14 protein-coding genes and 1 pseudogene are annotated in these 18444 nt (G+C 34.2%); 4 read left to right on the forward strand and 11 right to left on the reverse strand.

Going from position 1 to position 18444, the window contains the following annotated elements; genetic code table 11:
- Positions 1–12: 12 nt before the first annotated feature.
- The 5 genes from Q0X02_RS01300 to rpsF all read right to left on the reverse strand — a co-directional run bounded on the left by Q0X02_RS01300 (position 13) and on the right by rpsF (position 4114).
- Positions 13–1848: a nucleoside-diphosphate sugar epimerase/dehydratase gene (locus Q0X02_RS01300; RefSeq protein ID WP_297810389.1), complete on the reverse strand. Its 1836-nt coding sequence runs from the start codon at positions 1846–1848 to the stop codon at positions 13–15.
- Between the two features lie 84 nt (positions 1849–1932).
- Entirely contained in the window at positions 1933–2994 is a 1062-nt protein-coding gene (locus tag Q0X02_RS01305; protein ID WP_297810392.1) for a branched-chain amino acid aminotransferase, read from the reverse strand.
- Positions 2995–3044: 50 nt separating this feature from the next.
- Complete coding sequence (rpsR, locus tag Q0X02_RS01310; protein WP_297810394.1) at positions 3045–3269, reverse strand: 30S ribosomal protein S18; 225 nt, start codon at positions 3267–3269, stop codon at positions 3045–3047.
- 20 nt (positions 3270–3289) lie between these two features.
- Complete coding sequence (locus tag Q0X02_RS01315; protein WP_297810398.1) at positions 3290–3805, reverse strand: single-stranded DNA-binding protein; 516 nt, start codon at positions 3803–3805, stop codon at positions 3290–3292.
- A gap of 21 nt (positions 3806–3826) precedes the next feature.
- A complete protein-coding gene (rpsF, locus tag Q0X02_RS01320) occupies positions 3827–4114 on the reverse strand; it encodes a 30S ribosomal protein S6 (RefSeq protein ID WP_297810401.1) in 288 nt (95 codons plus the stop codon).
- A gap of 190 nt (positions 4115–4304) precedes the next feature.
- Here rpsF and Q0X02_RS01325 point away from each other — a divergent pair, with 190 nt between their 5' ends.
- Positions 4305–4997: a hydrolase gene (locus Q0X02_RS01325; protein WP_297810404.1), complete on the forward strand. Its 693-nt coding sequence runs from the start codon at positions 4305–4307 to the stop codon at positions 4995–4997.
- Positions 4987–5520, forward strand: coding sequence for a biotin transporter BioY (locus tag Q0X02_RS01330; protein WP_297810407.1), 534 nt, complete (start codon positions 4987–4989; stop codon positions 5518–5520). Before Q0X02_RS01325 ends, Q0X02_RS01330 begins: the two co-directional genes overlap by 11 nt.
- A gap of 44 nt (positions 5521–5564) precedes the next feature.
- On the opposite strand, the gene fni is transcribed toward Q0X02_RS01330, so the two are convergent.
- From fni to tadA, 5 genes are all read right to left on the reverse strand, one after another.
- Positions 5565–6575 (reverse strand): type 2 isopentenyl-diphosphate Delta-isomerase, encoded by a 1011-nt coding sequence (gene fni / locus Q0X02_RS01335; RefSeq protein ID WP_297810410.1) that lies wholly within the window; start codon positions 6573–6575, stop codon positions 5565–5567.
- A gap of 27 nt (positions 6576–6602) precedes the next feature.
- The gene (locus Q0X02_RS01340; protein ID WP_297810413.1) at positions 6603–7562 is read right to left on the reverse strand and encodes an LCP family protein; all 960 of its coding nucleotides are present in this window, start codon (positions 7560–7562) and stop codon (positions 6603–6605) included.
- Between the two features lie 124 nt (positions 7563–7686).
- Entirely contained in the window at positions 7687–11892 is a 4206-nt protein-coding gene (locus Q0X02_RS01345; RefSeq protein ID WP_297810416.1) for an acyl-CoA dehydratase activase-related protein, read from the reverse strand.
- A 65-nt stretch (positions 11893–11957) separates the two neighbouring features.
- Complete coding sequence (locus Q0X02_RS01350; RefSeq protein WP_297810419.1) at positions 11958–12839, reverse strand: TIGR01212 family radical SAM protein; 882 nt, start codon at positions 12837–12839, stop codon at positions 11958–11960.
- Positions 12817–13287, reverse strand: coding sequence for a tRNA adenosine(34) deaminase TadA (tadA, locus tag Q0X02_RS01355; protein WP_297810422.1), 471 nt, complete (start codon positions 13285–13287; stop codon positions 12817–12819). The genes Q0X02_RS01350 and tadA overlap by 23 nt, the downstream gene beginning before the upstream one ends.
- A gap of 113 nt (positions 13288–13400) precedes the next feature.
- Between tadA and Q0X02_RS01360 the strand changes: the two genes are divergently transcribed.
- On the forward strand, positions 13401–14507 hold the full coding sequence (locus Q0X02_RS01360; protein ID WP_297810425.1) for a ribose-phosphate pyrophosphokinase: 1107 nt from the start codon (positions 13401–13403) through the stop codon (positions 14505–14507).
- A gap of 21 nt (positions 14508–14528) precedes the next feature.
- Complete coding sequence (locus Q0X02_RS01365; RefSeq protein WP_297810428.1) at positions 14529–15605, forward strand: histidinol-phosphate transaminase; 1077 nt, start codon at positions 14529–14531, stop codon at positions 15603–15605.
- A gap of 142 nt (positions 15606–15747) precedes the next feature.
- On the opposite strand, the pseudogene fdhF reads toward Q0X02_RS01365, so the two are convergent.
- A pseudogene (gene fdhF, locus Q0X02_RS01370) lies at positions 15748–18438 on the reverse strand (formate dehydrogenase subunit alpha); the annotation flags it as partial.
- Between the last annotated feature and the right edge of the window lie 6 nt (positions 18439–18444).

Consider the following 18444-nt stretch of genomic DNA (forward strand, 5'->3'; position numbering starts at 1 on the left):
TTTCCACCTCTCTTATTGATGTTCTACATCTGGTGTATAGTTTGGTACTATTTTTTTCAATTGTTCAACTATAACTAATTTCGAATTTTGCTCTGTAGTTTTTTTCAAATCCTTCAAATCTTCAGACAATTTTTCTTTATTGTGTACCACTGGTTCTTCTACAAATATCATATCATATTTTGTCTTGCTTATATTGTTAGCTTCGATCAATGGTTCTTCGTATAATTTTTCTCCAGGTCTTAATCCTGTAAACTCTATCTTGATATCCTTGTCTAATTGTAGACCTGATAATTTGATTAATTTTTTAGCTAAGTCAACAATTTTAACTGGGTCTCCCATATCCAAAACGAAAATTTCTCCACCTTCTGCCATTGCTCCAGCTTGCATAACTAATTGGCAAGCTTCAGGAATTGTCATAAAGTATCTGATTATATCTTTATGAGTTACTGTAATTGGACCACCTTCTTGGATTTGTCGTTTGAACAATGGAATTACTGAGCCATTTGAGCCCAATACATTTCCAAATCTAACTGCTACGTAGTCAGTGTTTGATACTTGATTTTTCGTTTGAACTAGAAGCTCGCAAATTCTTTTTGTACATCCCATTACAGATGTTGGATTGACAGCTTTATCTGTCGATATAAGAACGAACTTTTTGACACCGTGAATATCACAACAATCTATAATGTTTTTTGTTCCAAACACGTTATTCAAAACGGCTGCTTGTGGTGAATGTTCCATCAACGGAACGTGTTTATGGGCTGCCGCGTGGAATACTACATCTGGTTTGTGAATACCAAACAAAGCATTCATTCTGTCGAAATTTCTAATAGATTCAATGATGACATCTATTGGAGCATTCGGGTCTTTTCTTAGAATTTCATTTTGAATGTCGTAAGTTGTGTTCTCGTAAATATCCAGCATTATCAATTTTTTTGGCTTGTATTTTAAAATTTGTCTGCAAAGTTCGCTTCCAATCGAGCCACCAGCTCCTGTTACCATGACAACTTTTGAGTTCAAAAATTCATTCAAAATATTTTTGTCTAGTACTACTTGGTCACGACCGAGCAAATCTTCGATTTGAACATCTCTCAAATCTTTCAAATCCAATTTTGAGTCAATAAATTCATAATAGCCAGGCATTATCTTCACTTTTGCATTAAGTTTTTCACATTCGTTTAGAATTGATTTCTTGCGATTAGAATCTATTGTTGGAATGGCTAGTACAATTTCTTCGATATTGTATTGTTTTGCTTTTTCGACGATATCTTTTGTTTGTCCAACTATCGGAACTGATGATATGCTCTTGTCGATTTTTGTCACATCATCATCGATTATACAAACTGGCTTAGATTTCATTTCGGGATGTTTCATCATTTCTCTTACGACTAATACACCTGCAGCTCCTGCGCCAATTATCATAGAATTTATTTGACCTTCAACTTCTGATTCTTTGTATGATTGTCTGCTAGTATTAAGTCTTGCAATCATTCTTACGATTAAAACGAAGACAACTTCGAAAATCATCGCTATTAAAAAGCTAAATCTTGGCAAAGTTGATCTCACTAAAATCAAAAACAACGACGATAACACGCTTGCAAAAGCAGTTGCTGCCCCTGCCTTTAAGTAATCCTCAAATGTTGCGAATCTCCACAAAACCTTGTACATTTTGCAGATAAACAATATAACAATCTGAATTATTGTAACAATTAGAGCGTATTTGAGATAATAATTTAAATATCGTTGTGGCAAATTGCCATCAAATCTCAAAAACAAAGCTACAACATAAGATAAATTTATTATTACACAATCTAGAATCCCTAGTACTATATTTCTGTATTTGTTCATATTAACTCCTCTGACAATCTATTATTATCGTATTCATTATATCATAAATACAAAACAAAAATTATACAAAAAGTTTTTTATAGATTAAATTTCAACTCTCCAATTAAAATCATCTTTAATTTTGCCTGTTTGCAACTGTGTCAAAGTGTTGTAAATATGAAGGCTTAATTCTCCGATTTCCCCATTATTTACTGTCATTTCATACCCATCATACAACAATTTTCCAACCGGACTTATTACGGCTGCTGTACCAGTTCCGAAAATTTCAACAAGTTCTCCATTTTTGTAATAATCTACAATGTCATCAATTGAAATTTTCTCTTCAGATACATTTACTCCTTCTTTTTTCAAAAGTTCAATTACAGATTTTCTAGTTATACCTTCAAGTATGCTTCCATTGATTGCAGGAGTTATCACTTTGTCTTTAAGAACGAAGAAAATATTCATAGCGCCGACTTCTTCGATGTATTTTCTGTCGACTCCGTCTAACCACAAAACTTGAGAGTAACCTCTTTCGTGCGCAATGTCTTGGCTTTTCATACTGCAAGCGTAGTTGCCGCCAGTTTTCGCCATTCCCATCCCGCCTCTTACAGCTCTCACGTAGTCTTTTTCCACATAAATATTTACTGGCTTCAAGCCGTCTTTATAATAAGAACCACTTGGGCTTGCTATCATGATGAATTTATACTTTTCGCTTACTTTAACTCCCAATTCTTCATCAGTTGCGATAATAAAAGGTCTTATGTACAAAGAGCATCCTTCTTGTTCTGGTATCCAATCTCTTTCAAGATTTACAAATTCTTTCAAATATTTTAACGCTTTTTCTTCGTCGATTTTTGGAATACAAATTCTTTCGTTACTTTTGTTAAGTCGTTTGAAATTTTCTTCTGGCCTAAAAAGATATACTTTTCCATTGTTTTTGTATGCTTTCATTCCTTCGAAAACTGTTTGACTATAATGAAAAACAAGCGCTGATGGATCTAGGCATATTTTCTCATAAGGAACGATTCTTTCGTCGTGCCATCCATTTTCTTTGTCATAATCCATTATGAACATATAATCCGTGAAGATTTTTCCAAATCCCAACTCACTTAAATTTTTGTATTTTTCTTTTAATTTTGTTGATTTTTTAATTGTTAAACTCATTTTTTTCTCCTTATATAAAAAAAGCTACCAAAGAGGTAGCTTAATTGTTTTTATTCAGCACTGTATGGTAATAGTGCAACTTGTCTAGCTTTTTTGATAGCATCAGTTATTTGTCTTTGATGTTTTGCACTCAATCCAGTTACTCTTCTTGGCAAAATTTTGCCTCTTTCACTGATATAATTTTTAAGCATATTTACATCTTTGTAATCAATAACTTTTGTTTTATCCTTTTGGAATGGATCTATCTTTTTTCTAGGTCTAAATCTTCTTTGCATATCTTTAAAACCTCCTAATATTAGAATGGAAGCTCGTCAACATCAGTTGGTACTGCATTGTCTCCCATTCCGAAATCGTCATTCTTATGAATATCGTTCGAATTTTGGAAATTATTGTTTTGGAAAGAATTATTGTTGTATGATTGGTTGTTGTTATTATTGTATCCTTGGAAATTTCCAGAATTTGATTGAGCATTCGCTGATTCAACAAATTCAAATTGGTCAACAATTACATCTGTTGTATAAATTCTTTGTCCTTGTTGGTTTTCATAAGAGCCTGTTTGAATGTGACCTGTAAGCGCAATTTTATTGCCCTTGTGGAAATACTGTCCAATAACTTCTGCTGTTCTTCCAAAAGCAACGCAGCTAATAAAATCAGCAGTAGGTTGGTTATTATTTTCGGCTTCCATTCTCTTTTCTTTAGATAATCGTCTATCAACTGCAACAGTAAATCTAGCGTTCGCTGTTTGAGTATTGGCACTGTATCTAACTTCAGGGTCTCTTGTCAATCTACCCATCAAACTAACATTATTCAAAACACTTCCTCCTCTTAACGATTATTGTTCGTCAACTCTAACAACCATATATCTAATGATTTGGTCGATTAGTCTACATCTTCTTTCGATTTCTTTAACGAATTTAGGGTCTAAATCGAAGTTTACGATATAATAATATCCTTCTTTGATGTAGTTAATTTCATAAGCTAATTTTCTTTTTCCCCAATCGTGAACTTCTTCAAGTTTACCATTTTCGTCGATAACTTGTTGAATCCTTGAGAATACAGTATTTCTATCTTCTTCAGATAAATCTGGTTTAAAGATTAGCACTAATTCATATTTGTTCATATGACACCTCCTTGTGGTCTATTTGGCTCCTTCTTGGAGCAAGGATTTACCCATATATATTAACACAAATGAATTTCAATTACAACAAATTTTTCAAAAAAATTTTGCTAATATTGCTTGTTTTTTATTTGCCACGGTTTTATGTTCTATGATAATATAAAATAAAGTTTTATTAAAAGGAGAATTTTTTATGGAAAAAAAATTTGTACCAGAAGTCGAGTCAAATTTGAGACACAGACTCGTCCACGTTCCTGAATCAATTTACAAAGCTTCGGGGATTACTGTGTTGGGAAAAAGAATAAAATCTCTCGTTTTCACAACTGACATTGCGATTATTAACAACACAAATGGACATGCAATTATGGCGGTGTATCCTTTTACGCCAACTTTGGCAATCACAAATGCTATCATTAGTTCATCATCACTTCCTGTGTTTGCCGGCGTCGGTGGTGGAATCACATCAGGACCTAGAAGTGTTAATATGGCGTTGCAAGCAGAAATGATGGGAGCTTATGGTGTCATCGTCAATGCGCCGATGAAAAATGAAACGATAAGAGAAATGAAAAAAGTTTTGGATATTCCAATAGTCGCTACAATCGTATCGACATTTGATGATATCGAAGGAAAAATCGATGCAGGTGCTGCGATTTTAAATGTTTCCGGTGGAAAAAACACAGCAAAACTTGTTCGAGAAATAAGAGAAAAAGTTGGCGATAAGTTTCCGATTATTGCAACAGGTGGCGACAACGACCAAAATATAACGGATACAATTAGTGCTGGTGCAAATGCTTTAACATACACTCCGCCTACTTCAGGAGAAATTTTCCACAGCGTTATGGCAAATTACAGACAAAATATGAGGGACAAGCAAGATGAAGAATAGTCTTAACACAAAAGAATTAATAAAGGCCGCTCTTTTTGCAGCTCTAATAATTGTAGGCTCGTATCTAATTGTTCCGCTTTATCCCGTTCCGATTTCATTACAGAGTTTGTTTGCCATCGCTTCGGGATATTATTTAAAGAAAAATTACTCCAACATATCGGTTGCTTTGTATATAATCCTTGGCTTGATAGGTCTTCCTGTCTTTGCAGGTGGAAAAGGTGGAATACAAACAGTTTTTTCTCCTACGTTTGGATATTTGATAGGATTTTTGTTGCAAACTTTCTATGTTAAATACCAAAAAAGAAATTTATCAACTGCTAAATTATTTTTTATGTTTATCATAGCTTCACTTATTATATACGCTTGTGGGGTTGTGTATATGGGATTTTATTTTAAGTTTACAAATAAGCATTTTGATATAATGAAATTATTGTTCACGGGAATGATTATTTTTATTCCTGGTGATGTTTTGAAAGCTGTTTTGTTCAGTTTTGTTACAAAGAGAATAGAAAAATACATTTAAAAAAAATCACGTGGGTACGTTTTAACGCACTCACGTGACTTTTTTTATTCTGTGATTTCCTTTAATTTCCCGAAAACTTTGTAGTCTATTTTTTTGAGCTCTTGTATGTTTTTTGCTCCGAGCATAACCATCATCATTTTTGTTTTGTAGATAAGGCTGTCCATAAATTCCTTAGCAAATTCATAGCCTCCGTGCATCAAATACGATAACACTTCGCCACTCATAGCTGTCATATCTGCTCCCAGAACAATTGATTTTACGATATCAACTGCTGTTCTAATTCCGCCGCTTGCAATAAGGAATAAGTCATCAGGTTTGTCTTTTAAATCTATTAAAATCTTAGCTGTTGGGATTCCCCAGCAGTAAAATTCAGAAAATTCCATATCAAATCTTCTGTTGTCCTCGATTTCGCAGAAATTTGTTCCCCCGTGTCCGGCAATATCAATGTATCTGACGCCCAAATCGTATAAATCCAACACATTTTTTTTGCTCATACCAAATCCAACTTCCTTAACGATTATAGGTACGTCTACATTTTCTAAAATATTTTTGATATTGTCCTTGATCCCTCTAAATTCGCGGTCTCCTTCTTCCATTATCAACTCTTGAATAGGATTCAAATGAAGACCGAACATATCACAATCTATCATCTGTATTGCTTTTTTTACATCGTCCAAGCTTTCTCTTGCGGATAAATTCCCAATGACGATGCTTTCGTTTTTTGGAAGATTTTCCCTTACAAGTTCAAAACTTTCTACAGCTTCTTCTTCTAAAAGTCCAATTTTTTGGCTTCCAACTGCCATTGGAATATTAAAAGTTTTGCACAATCTTGCCAAATCTTCGTTGATGTCACAACAAGAATCTCCACCACCTGTCATGGCATTAATCATAAATGGATAGTCTATTTTTTTTCCATTGAAATTTATAGATAAATCGACATCTTTTATGTCAATTTCCGGCAATGATGTGTGTTCAAGGTATATACAATCCAACAAATTGTTGCCTTTGTATTCTGATTTCAAATAATTTTCAATGTGTTCTTGTTTTCTCTCCACAAATATACCCCCTAAGAGACAAAACCTCTAATTATTTTGATTCTCGTTGTTGTCTTCGTTGTCTTCTTTGTTTTCGTCGTTAGTGGTTTGTTCATCTAATTTGTATTCAGCAAATAATCTGTCTACAATTTCCGATGTTTGTTCTTTGTCAGCGATATACCAGCTAATTCCATCATCTTTGTACTCGCCCGGTAAAATGTAGCTGTGTATTTTGTCAGGTGAAAAGTTTGGCAATTTTGTCAAATACGCCGTCATATCCCCTAAAGGAATATTGGTCTTAACATCTTTTTTGAAAATTTCAATCATTTTTGGTAATTTTGTAATGTTAGAAGGACTAACCAATTGGTTCAACAATGTTTTTAAAAAATAATGTTGATTTTTAATTCTGGATTCATCAGAACCACCAAAAGGATGTCTAGCTCTTACATATTGCAACGCCTCGTCACCGTTTAGTTTCGATTTTCCAACCGGTATGTGAATATGTCTTGATTCAACGTTGATTTCAACTGGAGAGTCCACTTCAACTCCTCCCATTGCATCAACGATGTGCTCTACGCTGTCAAAATTTATCTCTGCGTAGTAGTCAATGTCCAATCCCAACAAATTTCTCAAAGCCTTCAACGAACCTTTTGGTCCCTCATAAGCGTGCGCTGCATTTACTTTGTGGATATTTCCGTTCAATCTGATTTGAGTATCTCTAGGAATTGAAAGTATATCAACATTCCCTGTGTTGAAATTGACTTTGCACACCATAATCGTATCGGACCTTTGATGGTCTGTCGAACTAACTTCCTTGTCTATTCCCAATAATACAAACAAAAATTCATCCGGAATGTTTTGTTCAATTACGTTGTTTTTTCCTAATTCATCGCCTTTAATGTCGGAGCCTGTTGTTTTTAAACTTCCCAAAAATTTACCAGCACCAAAATATCCTCCCAAGAATAATGCTAGTGATATAAAAAAGACAATAACAGCCCTTTTCTTCATTTTTTCCTCCAATTTTTTCATATATTAATAGAAAAAGCACTCGGCATAACCAGTGCTTTGTCATACGCTTATTTAATTATATCAAAAACAATAAAAATGTACACTAATTTTATTTTTATGAAAATTAATTTTTGATTTTTTCTTTTGCTTGTGAAAGCATAAGTTTGATTCTGTTTATTTGATTAACCTCGCTTGCTCCTGGGTCATAATCAATCGGAATAATATTTGACTGTGGGTACAATTGTCTTATCCTTTTTATTACACCTTTACCTGTGATGTGGTTTGGAAGACAACCAAATGGTTGAATGCAGACAATATTGTTGGCGTTGATGTGGATTAATTCAATCATTTCAGCAGTCAACAGCCACCCTTCTCCGTATTGATTTCCGAGTGATACAATTTCTTGTGCGTAATCTTCGAGTTGTTGAATTGTAAGTGGATGAGTGAATTTTGATTGTTTTAATCTACTTCTAATGTATTTTCTGTAGTGTTCTATGAATTTCACTCCCATATTGCACATAAATCCTGTGAATTTTGACTTCGACAAGAAATTTCCCTTGTGATATTCATTTCTGAGACAATACAACACAAAGTCTATCAAATCTGGCATAACAACTTCGCATCCTTCTTTTTCCAAGAGAATTTGTAAATTATTGTTAGCTTGAGGTAAATATTTTACTAAAATTTCTCCTACTATTCCAACTTTTGGTTTATTTGTATCGTCAAGTTCGATTTTAGAAAAATCATCAATGATTTCGTCGACAGTTTTTTTGAAAAATTTATTACTCGATTTCAGAACTCTTTTTTTGCATTCTTTAATCCATTTGGATTTCAAAATATCTGTTTGTTTTTCTTTTTCGTAAGCTCTTGTGTAATTTGACAATCGCATTATCAAATCCCCATACAAAATAGCCACTATCAATTTTTGAAAAACTAAAGGAGATATTTTGAATCCTTCGTTTTTTTCGATTTTTTGCCAGGAAAGTGCTATTACCGGAATTTTTTCATATCCCGCTTCTTTCAAAGCTTTTCTTATAAATCCAACGTAGTTACTGGCTCTGCACGCTCCTCCAGTTTGAGTCATTAGTAGAGCTAATTTATCAGTGTCGTATCTTCCAGAATTTATAGCTTCCATCATTTGTCCAACAACTGTGATTGATGGATAACACGCATCGTTGTTTACATATTTTAGTCCCTCGTCTATTACTTTTGAATTTACATCTTTCAAAAATTCAATTTTATATCCGCTGTTTTTTAGAAGTGACTCCATAATTTCGAAATGATCGGGTGCCATTTGTGGTGCTAAAATCGTGTACGTCTCCTTCATTTTCTCCGTGAACTCTACTTTTTCAACGTGATATGATTGTTTGACATTAGCTACGAATTTTTGTTTTTCCAACGCTTCTATCAAAGAGCGTATTCTTATTTTTACAGCTCCCAAGTTGCTTATCTCGTCAATTTTTAATACAGTGTATATTTTACCCTTCGCCGATAAAATTTCGTTGACCTGGTCAGTTGTAACGGCATCTATACCGCATCCAAACGAATTTAGTTGCACCATTTCTAAATCCTTGTTGTTTCCCACAATTTCAGCAGCTCTGTAAAGTCTCGAGTGGTAAACCCACTGATCCAACACTCTCAAATCGCTGTCCACATCATCGTCATAATCAATTATTGAATCTTCTGACAAAACGGCTAGTCCAAGTGATGTTATCAGTTCTGGTATTCCGTGGTTTATTTCAGAGTCAATATGGTAAGGTCTACCTGCAAGAACAATCGCCTTTTTTTTCATTTCTCTCAGTTTCACTAGAGCTTTTTTGCCTTCGATTTTTACATCTCTTCTGTATTTTTCGAGTTCGTCCCAAGCTCTGTCAACACTGTTAGATATTTCCTTGTCTGCTATTTTCAATTCTTTTAATTCTTCTATTAGTCTTTTTTTCAATTTGTCCTTATCTTGGAAAGAAATGAAAGGATTGAAGTATTTTACATTTTTGATTTTATCGACGTTGTTTTTTATCACCTCGGGATATCCCGTAACCACAGGACAATTGATGTGATTATTGGCCTTGTCGTACTCTTTTTTTTCGTAAAAAACCGATGGATAAAATATAATATCTACGTTTTTTTCAAGTAAATCTTCGATGTGTCCATGAACTAATTTCGCAGGATAGCAACAAGTTTCGCTTGTTATAGTTGAGATTCCCTTTTCGTAGATTTTCCTGGATGATTTCGATGACAACACAACTCTGTATCCTAAATTAGTGAAGAAAGTGTGCCAGAAAGGATAATTTTCATACATATTCAAGACTCTGGCAATGCCAACTGTCGCTTTTGATTTTTCTTTTGGCAAACTTGTGTACCTGAATAATCTCATGTTTTTGTAATCGTACAAATTTGGTAATTTGTCTTTTTTGTCGAGAATAATTCCAGCTCCACGTTCACATCTATTTCCTGTCACGAAATTTTTTCCGTTTGCAAATTTGTTTATGGTCAATTTGCAATGGTTCGAGCAGTATTTACACTCTGATTGCTCTTGTGTGTAATCAAATTTTTCAAGTTCATCTTGTGACAAAATCGTAGAATATCCCGTCGATTTTTCCTTTGATAAAAGTGCCATTCCCATAGCTCCCATAAGTCCAGATATATTAGGCCTTGTTGGAACTTTCCCTGTTATTTTTTCGAATGCTCGTAATATCGCATCTCCATAGAATGTTCCACCTTGAACGACTATATGTTCTCCTAATTTTGATGGATCTCTTAGCTTGATTACTTTTTGAATGGCATTTTTGATTACTGAATAGCAAAGCCCTGCTGCTATATCACTTACGCTAGCGCCTTCTTTTTGCGCTTGTTTTACCTTTGAGTTCATAAAAACAGTGCATCTTGACCCTAAATCAACCGGATTTTCTGATTCGAGAGCTTTTTGTTGAAATTCTTGTACGCTTAGGTTCAGACTGTGGGCAAATGTCTCGATAAACGAACCGCAACCAGAAGAACACGCTTCGTTTAATTGAATAGAGTCAATTATTCCATCTTTTACGTGCATTGCTTTCATATCCTGTCCGCCTATATCCAAAACGAAATCAACTTTCGGGTCAAAATATCTCGCAGCAGTCAAGTGTGCTATTGTTTCAACCTCTCCGAAATCGACCGACAATGCTTGTTTGATAAAATCCTCACCATAGCCAGTTATTCCTGTGCCTGCAATTTTTTGATTTTTGTTCAATTTTGAATAAATCACAGATATTTGTTCTTTTACTAAATCCAGTGGATTACCTTGATTATTCGCATAAAAATCATAAACAATATTACAATCTTCATCAATCACTACAATTTTACTAGTTGTTGAACCCGCATCAATGCCAATGTATAAGTTTCCCTGAACTTCGTCAATATTTTTGAATTTCACGTTTGATTTTTTATGATTTATGTAAAACTGTGATTTTTCTTCATCATTTTTAAATAAAGCTTCAAGGTTTAATTCTTCCGATGATTCTAGTTTTTTCTCGTAATGTCTGTTTAACAAATCTTCGTACTTCACTAATTTGCCATCCATTGATGATATTGCAGCTCCCAACGCTACAAAAACTTGTGCATTTTCAGGGCTGTAAAATGTATTTACTCCGTCATCTAATGTAGTGACAAATCTATTTCTCAATTCAGATAAAAAATAAAGAGGTCCTCCCAAAAAAACAATATTTCCCTGAATAGGTCTTCCACAAGCGAGATTCGAAATTGTTTGGTTCACAACGGATTGAAACACGCTAACCGCCATATCTTCCTTTGTTGCCCCTTGATTTATAAGAGCTTGTATATCAGTCTTGGCATATACTCCACATCTACTTGCGATTGAAAAAATTTTTTTGTGATTTTTTGAAAGCTCATTCAAACCCGCCGCATCTGTTTTCAACAAAGAGGCCATTTGGTCGATGAATGCTCCCGTTCCTCCTGCACAGATGGAGTTCATACGCTGTTCTACATTTCCTTTTAAGTATGTTATTTTACTGTCTTCGCCGCCAAGTTCAATCGCTACATCAGCATTGGGGATATATTTTTTTATAGCAGTCGTGCCGGCTACCACTTCTTGAATAAATTCTATATTTAAATTATCCTCAACATACATTCCACCACTTCCAGTAACCATAATAGTGCAGTCACTGTTTTTAAATTCAGGATGACTTTCGTATGCTTTTTTGAGAACATTTTTGGTAGTTTCTTCGATATCAGAACGATGCCTTGTATATTCTTGGTACAAAATATTAAAATCTTTATCTATTATTACAAGCTTGACTGTAGTAGAACCTACATCCAATCCCATGTGGATTTTCATTGCACTATTCCCTCCAAATTCTATATCTAGTTAGTATATTGCAAATTTGAAAAAAGTTCAACTAATTAGTTATTATATGTTTTAATTTTTCTATTAATCTGTGAAATAACTTTTAATTTATCACAAGACCATTTAGGAAGATAAAGCTTGGGTTTAAATGCGTCACCTGTCATTCTGTGAACAACAGTATTTTCGTTTAATATTTTAAAACTGTCGACTACCCAATCAGTGTATTCATCCATCGTCAAAATCTTGAAGGGGTTTTTCTGATAATAATCGTACAATCTGCAATCTGTTTGTATATATAATGAATGAATTTTAATCCCCCAAATATTATGCCTTTGCGTTTGATATACGCTATTTAAAAAATCCTCCTCTTTTTCAAACGGAAGGCCTGCAATAATATGGGAGATAACTTTAATACCATTGTCCATAAGTTTATCCGCCATATCAAAGTACAAATTATTGTCGAATGCTCGATTGATTAATTTCACAGTCGACTCTTTTGTGGATTGAAGCCCCATCTCAACCCACACGTCAACTTTTTTATTTAATTCAACCAAAAGTTTTATTTTATCATCGTCTAAGCAGTCGCATCTTGTAGCGATGTCCAACACCAAAACATTTTCGTTGTCAATCGCGTCGTAATATAATTTTTCTAGTTCATTTACAGGTTTAAATGTGTTGGTGAACGATTGAAAATACGCAATAAATTTTTCCGCTTTTTTCTTTTCTGAGAGTCTTTTGATTTGCAAATCCACTTGCTCTTTTATTGAATAATCCTTAAACGTGAACTCTCCCGAACCACTTTCAGAGCAAAATATACAGCCATTTGATTTCACTCTATTAGGACAACTAAAACCACCGTCCAGCGGCAACTTGTACAATTTAGTCTTATATGTTTGTCTTAAATAATCACTCAATCTATTTATCTTTATTTTCTTCACGAATCCTCCTGAAAAAACTCTGCAACAAATCCAAACATTCATCCTGCATAATGCTTTCAACTTCTATCTTGTGATTGAGCCCTTCGTAATTGTTAAGTGACATTAACGACCCGCAAGCCCCTCTTTTTTTATCATAAGAGCCAAATACTATCCTGGAAATTCTACTGTAAACCAACGCCCCCGTGCACATCACGCAAGGCTCCAACGTCACATACATCGTGCAACCATCTAATCTGAAATTTTTAATCACCTGGGATGCTTCGTTTATAGCTTTGATTTCCGCATGCATCAATGCGTTATTATCTTTTTCAACACTGTTGTAAGCTTTTGCAATAATTTTTTTATTTTTTACAATGACACATCCAACGGGAACTTCGTTCAAATCATATGCAATTTTTGCCTGATTGATTGCCTCAATCATAAATTTTTCGTCGTCAATACTTTTCATAAACAAAACACCTTTCTCTAAAATTATATCAAAAATCATCAATTTATTTAAATTTGAACGCGCCATTTTTTTGTGATATTCTTTATATATAAAGTGATATTCAAGGAGGACTTATGTCAGAATCAAAATTTGAAGAGTTTCCATACGGAGAACTAGGAATTATAGCTATGAAAAACATTGAAGGTTTGGCAAAAGAAGTTGATGAACTTTTAATGAAAAAAAACGGTGCAACAAGAAGTTATTTATTGAAAATAACTGAATCGAGATTCAGCAATGGTGAAGGTAAAGTTACAATCGACGAATCTGTAAGAGGTCGAGATGTTCTTATAATATCAGACGTCGGAAATTACGGAATGAAATACAATATGTTTGGCGAACAAACCATAATAAGTCCAGATGAACATTTCCAAGACATAAAAAGAGTTATCTCAGCAATAAACGGAAAAGCTTCCCGTATCAATGTTATGATGCCTCTTTTGTATTCGTCACGTCAACACAGACGTAAATCGAGAGAATCCCTAGACTGTGCTATGGCACTTCAAGAATTAGAATCGATGGGAGTAGATGGAATCTACACATTTGACGTTCATGACCCTAACGTACAAAACGCCATTCCACTAATGACATTTGAAAACATTTATCCAACAGCTGAAATAGTAACTAAATTCTTGGAAAACGAAAAAATCACTTCTGAAGAATTAGACAAAAAAGGATTGATAATAATCTCTCCAGACACAGGAGCTATGGATAGAGCAATCTACTATTCAAACATTTTGAAACAAGATATCGGTCTTTTCTACAAAAGACGTGACTACACAAAAGTAGTTAACGGAAAAAATCCAATAATAGAACACAAATACATCGGACGCGAAGTCGAAGGCAAAGACATCCTAATAGTAGATGATATGATTGCATCTGGTGGTTCTGTAATTGACATAGCAAAACAATTAAAAGAACAAAAAGCAAACAGAATTTTCTGTGCAGTAAGTTTTGCGTTGTTCACTGAAGGGGCTTCAAAGTTTGACCAAATGCACAAAGAAGGATACATAGATGCGGTATATTCTACAAACCTAACTTATGTACCTGATGACATCAAAAACAAAGACTGGTTCCACGCAGTTGATATGAGCGAACTTATGAGCGAGTTTATTCACCACATCAACAGAGAAGAATCTATTTCTATATTATTGGATAAAACAAGGGGAATTAACATTTTATAAGTTTTTTAAAAGGAGAATTTTATGAAATCAACTCACGGAGCAAATCTTTTTGAGATTCAAAAAAAATACGGTTTTAGTATTGATGACATAAAAGATTTTAGTTCAAACGTCAATCCATTGGGTCCAAGCCCAAAAGCAATGAAAAAGCTTACTCAAAATTTGAACAAAGTCGGAGTGTATCCTGACCCAAACTACGATGATTTACTTTCATCAATCGAAAAATACACTCATATTTCCAGAGACAACATAATACTAACATCTGGAACTACTAATTTGATTTCATCATTCATATCCTTGATAAATCCTAAAAATGCACTAATATTTAACCCAAGTTACTCAGAATACGAAAACGAACTAAAAAAAATAAACGCAAATATAATCTCTTATGATTTGAACAAAAACGATGATTTTTCGATAAATTCAGAAAAATTAATCAATTTAATTAAAGAAAACAATGTGGAACTAGTTGTGCTCACAAATCCTAATAACCCAACTGGATTCGCACTCAACAACAGAGAAATAGAGCGTATAATAAATTCGTGTGATTGTTATTTTATGATTGATGAAACTTACGTTGAATTTTCAGATGTCTCCACTTATTCCTCTATAGAATTGACTAAAAAATTTGACAATTTGTTGGTTCTGCGCTCCACATCAAAGTTTTTTGCCGCAGCGGGAATTAGGCTTGGGTATGGAATAATCGGCAACAAAAACCTATATGATGAGATTACAAAAAACACAAATTTGTGGAATATAAATATATTTGCGGAAATTCTCGGAACAGAGATGTTCACCGATACGACCTATCACAAAAAAGTGTTCGAATATATCAATAAAGAAAAAAACAAAATGATCTCTTATTTGAGTAAAATTGATTGTTTGAAAGTTTACCCATCAGAATCTAATTTTGTATTAGTGGAAATTTTGGACAAAAAAATTACAGCTCACGAATTAAGGGAGAAATTAATCCCTTATACACTAATTATAAGAGACTGTAGTTCTTTTAATAATTTGAACGAATATTTCTTCAGATTTTGTATCTTAGATGAAAAATCAAACGACAAATTACTGGAAATTATTCAACAAATTCTGAAATAAATACTGAAATATTAAAATCCCAGATTTTTTAAATCTGGGATTTTTTGATGTGTGTTTATATTACTTTTTTATCCTTTTCAGAAACGAGATTTACCATATTGACGAACCTTTGAATTTTATGTTCATTGTCTGGATGTAAATCAACTTTTTCTACACGAATAGCACATACTTTGTACTCGCCAGTTCCTGTTATTGGATCGAAATGGTCTGATGTCAATTCATTTACTGGAGATTCTCTGTAATGGAATGTCATAAATAGCATATTAGGTAAAACTTTATCTGTGACAACAACACGAGTTACAACACTTCCTCTTCTCGATGTGACTCTTACTGTGTCCAAATCTTTTACGCCCAATCTTTCTGCATCGACCGGATTAATTTCTGCAAGTTCGTAAGGACTTACATCTTCCAAATCTTTTGAATATCTTGTAGTGATATTGTAGTGATATAACATTCTTCCTGTGCTCAATAACATTGGATATTCTTCGCATGGCAATTCTTCAGATGGTCTATAATCTATTTCCATCATTTGACCTTTGCCTCTAGCAAAAATTCCCTTGTGAAGATATTTCGTACCAGGATGAGAAGTTGTAGGACATGGCCATTGTAATCCAGTTTTGTCGATTCTTTCGTAAGTCATTCCTCTGTAACTTGGCATAGTTACTCTCATTTCTTCAAAAACATCTTCGCTTGTATCGTAATCAAAGTTTACGTTAGGATTGATAATCTTGGACACATCGCACAAAATTGACCAGTCATTTCTAGCTTGTCCAGGAGCTTCTACAGCTTTTCTAACTCTTTGGACTCTTCTTTCTGTGTTAGTGAACGTTCCATCTTTTTCCGCATAGCAAGTTGCTGGGAATACAACGTCAGCCAATTTTGCCGTGTCAGAAAGGAATATATCCTGTGCTACCAATAATTCCAAATTGTTCAACGCTTTCTTTACGTGATTTGCGTCTGGATCTGACAAAACAGGATCTTCACCCATAATATACATTGCTTTCAAATTCCCCTTAACTGCTTGATTAAACATTTCTGGAATTTGATATCCTAAATTTGGACTCAATGGTGTTTTCCATACGCTTTCGAAAAACTCACGAGCTTTTGGGTCTGTAACTTTTGCGTAAGCCGGATATGTGTTTGGCAAAGCTCCCAAGTCACAAGAACCTTGTACGTTGTTTTGACCTCTTATAGGATTTATTCCTCCTGATTCAATTCCAACGTGACCTGTTAACATTCCCAAATTTGCTAAACTCATTACATTTTCTGTACCATGAGTGTGCTCAGTGATGCCTAGCGTGTAGAATATACCAGCTTTTGTAGTTGTAGCATACATCAAAGCAGCTTTTCTGATTAATTCCTTGTCTACTCCTGTAACTTTTTCAGCATCTTCCAAATTGTATTTCATTACAGTTTTTTTCAAACCTTCAAAGTTTTCTACACGAGCTTCAATATAATCTTTCGCTTCTAATCCTTCTTCAATGATAACTTTCATCATCGCATTCAACAAAAATACGTCAGTACCAGGATTTAATCTCAACCAAATATCTGCTTCTTCTGCTAAATCAGTTCTTCTTGGATCTACAACAATTAGCTTAGTTCCATTTTTGACTGCTTGCTTCATCTTATTACCAATAATAGGATGAGCAACTGTTGTGTTTGAACCAATGACAAATAACAATTCTGCACTCAGAATTTCTTCGATAGAGTTTGTCATGGCTCCACTTCCTAGTGTAGCTGCAAGACCTGCAACTGTTGGAGCGTGTCAGGTTCTCGCACAGTGATCGACATTGTTCGTGCCAATCGCCGCTCTCATCATTTTTTGGAACACAAAGTTGTCTTCGTTCGTACACCTTGCAGAACTCAAACCGGCAATAGCATCTGGACCGTATTTCAACTTGATTTCTCTCAATTTATTTCCAACATATCCTATTGCTTCATTCCATGAGCACTCAACCAATTCACCATTTTTTCTTATCAACGGTGAAGTCAATCTTTCATCTGAGTGAATCATATCCGTGTGAAAACGACCTTTAATGCAAAGTGAATTTTGATTTACATAACCATCACATGGTTCGACCCCTTGCACTTTTCCATTTTTTACAACCAAATTAAATTGGCAACCAGTACCACAGAATGGGCAAGTTGTTCTCACTTTCTTAACTTCCCATGGTCTTGAATTTTTAAGTTGTTTGTTGATAAGAGCACCTGTTGGACATACGCTTATACATTGACCACACATACGACAATTGTCTTTTGTCAAAGGCAAATCAAAAGCTGTTGAAATGTAAGACTCAAATCCTCTGTTTTTAAAATCAATAGTATGCGTGCATTGTACCTCTTCGCAAACTCTTACGCATTTCCCGCACAATATACACTTATTTTGGTCTCTAAATATTAAAGGATTACTGTCATCAATTTCGTGATTTTGTACCGCAATGTCATAATTTCCATATTTTCCTAAAACTTCAGGATTTTTAACTCCATATCTGTAGCACAAATCTTGTAATCTACAACTTCCAACTTTTGGACAAGTCAAACAATCTTTTGGGTGATTCATCATCAAAAGTTTCAGAATGTTTTGTCTTGTTTTTACTAATCTATCGGTTTCTGTCTTTACGACCATACCATCTTTTACCATTGTAGAACATGATGTTTGAAGCTTTCTTGAACCTTCAATTTCTACAAGACACATTCTACAACCGCCAAATTCACTTAGGTATTTGTCATGGCATAGCGTCGGGATATCTATCCCAACTTTATTCGCCGCTTGTAATACAGTGGTATTTTCTTCAACCTGAATATCAATACCATCAATATTTATATTTAACATAATTCA

Source organism: uncultured Finegoldia sp. (assembly GCF_947252345.1).
Lineage (GTDB): Bacteria > Bacillota > Clostridia > Tissierellales > Peptoniphilaceae > Finegoldia.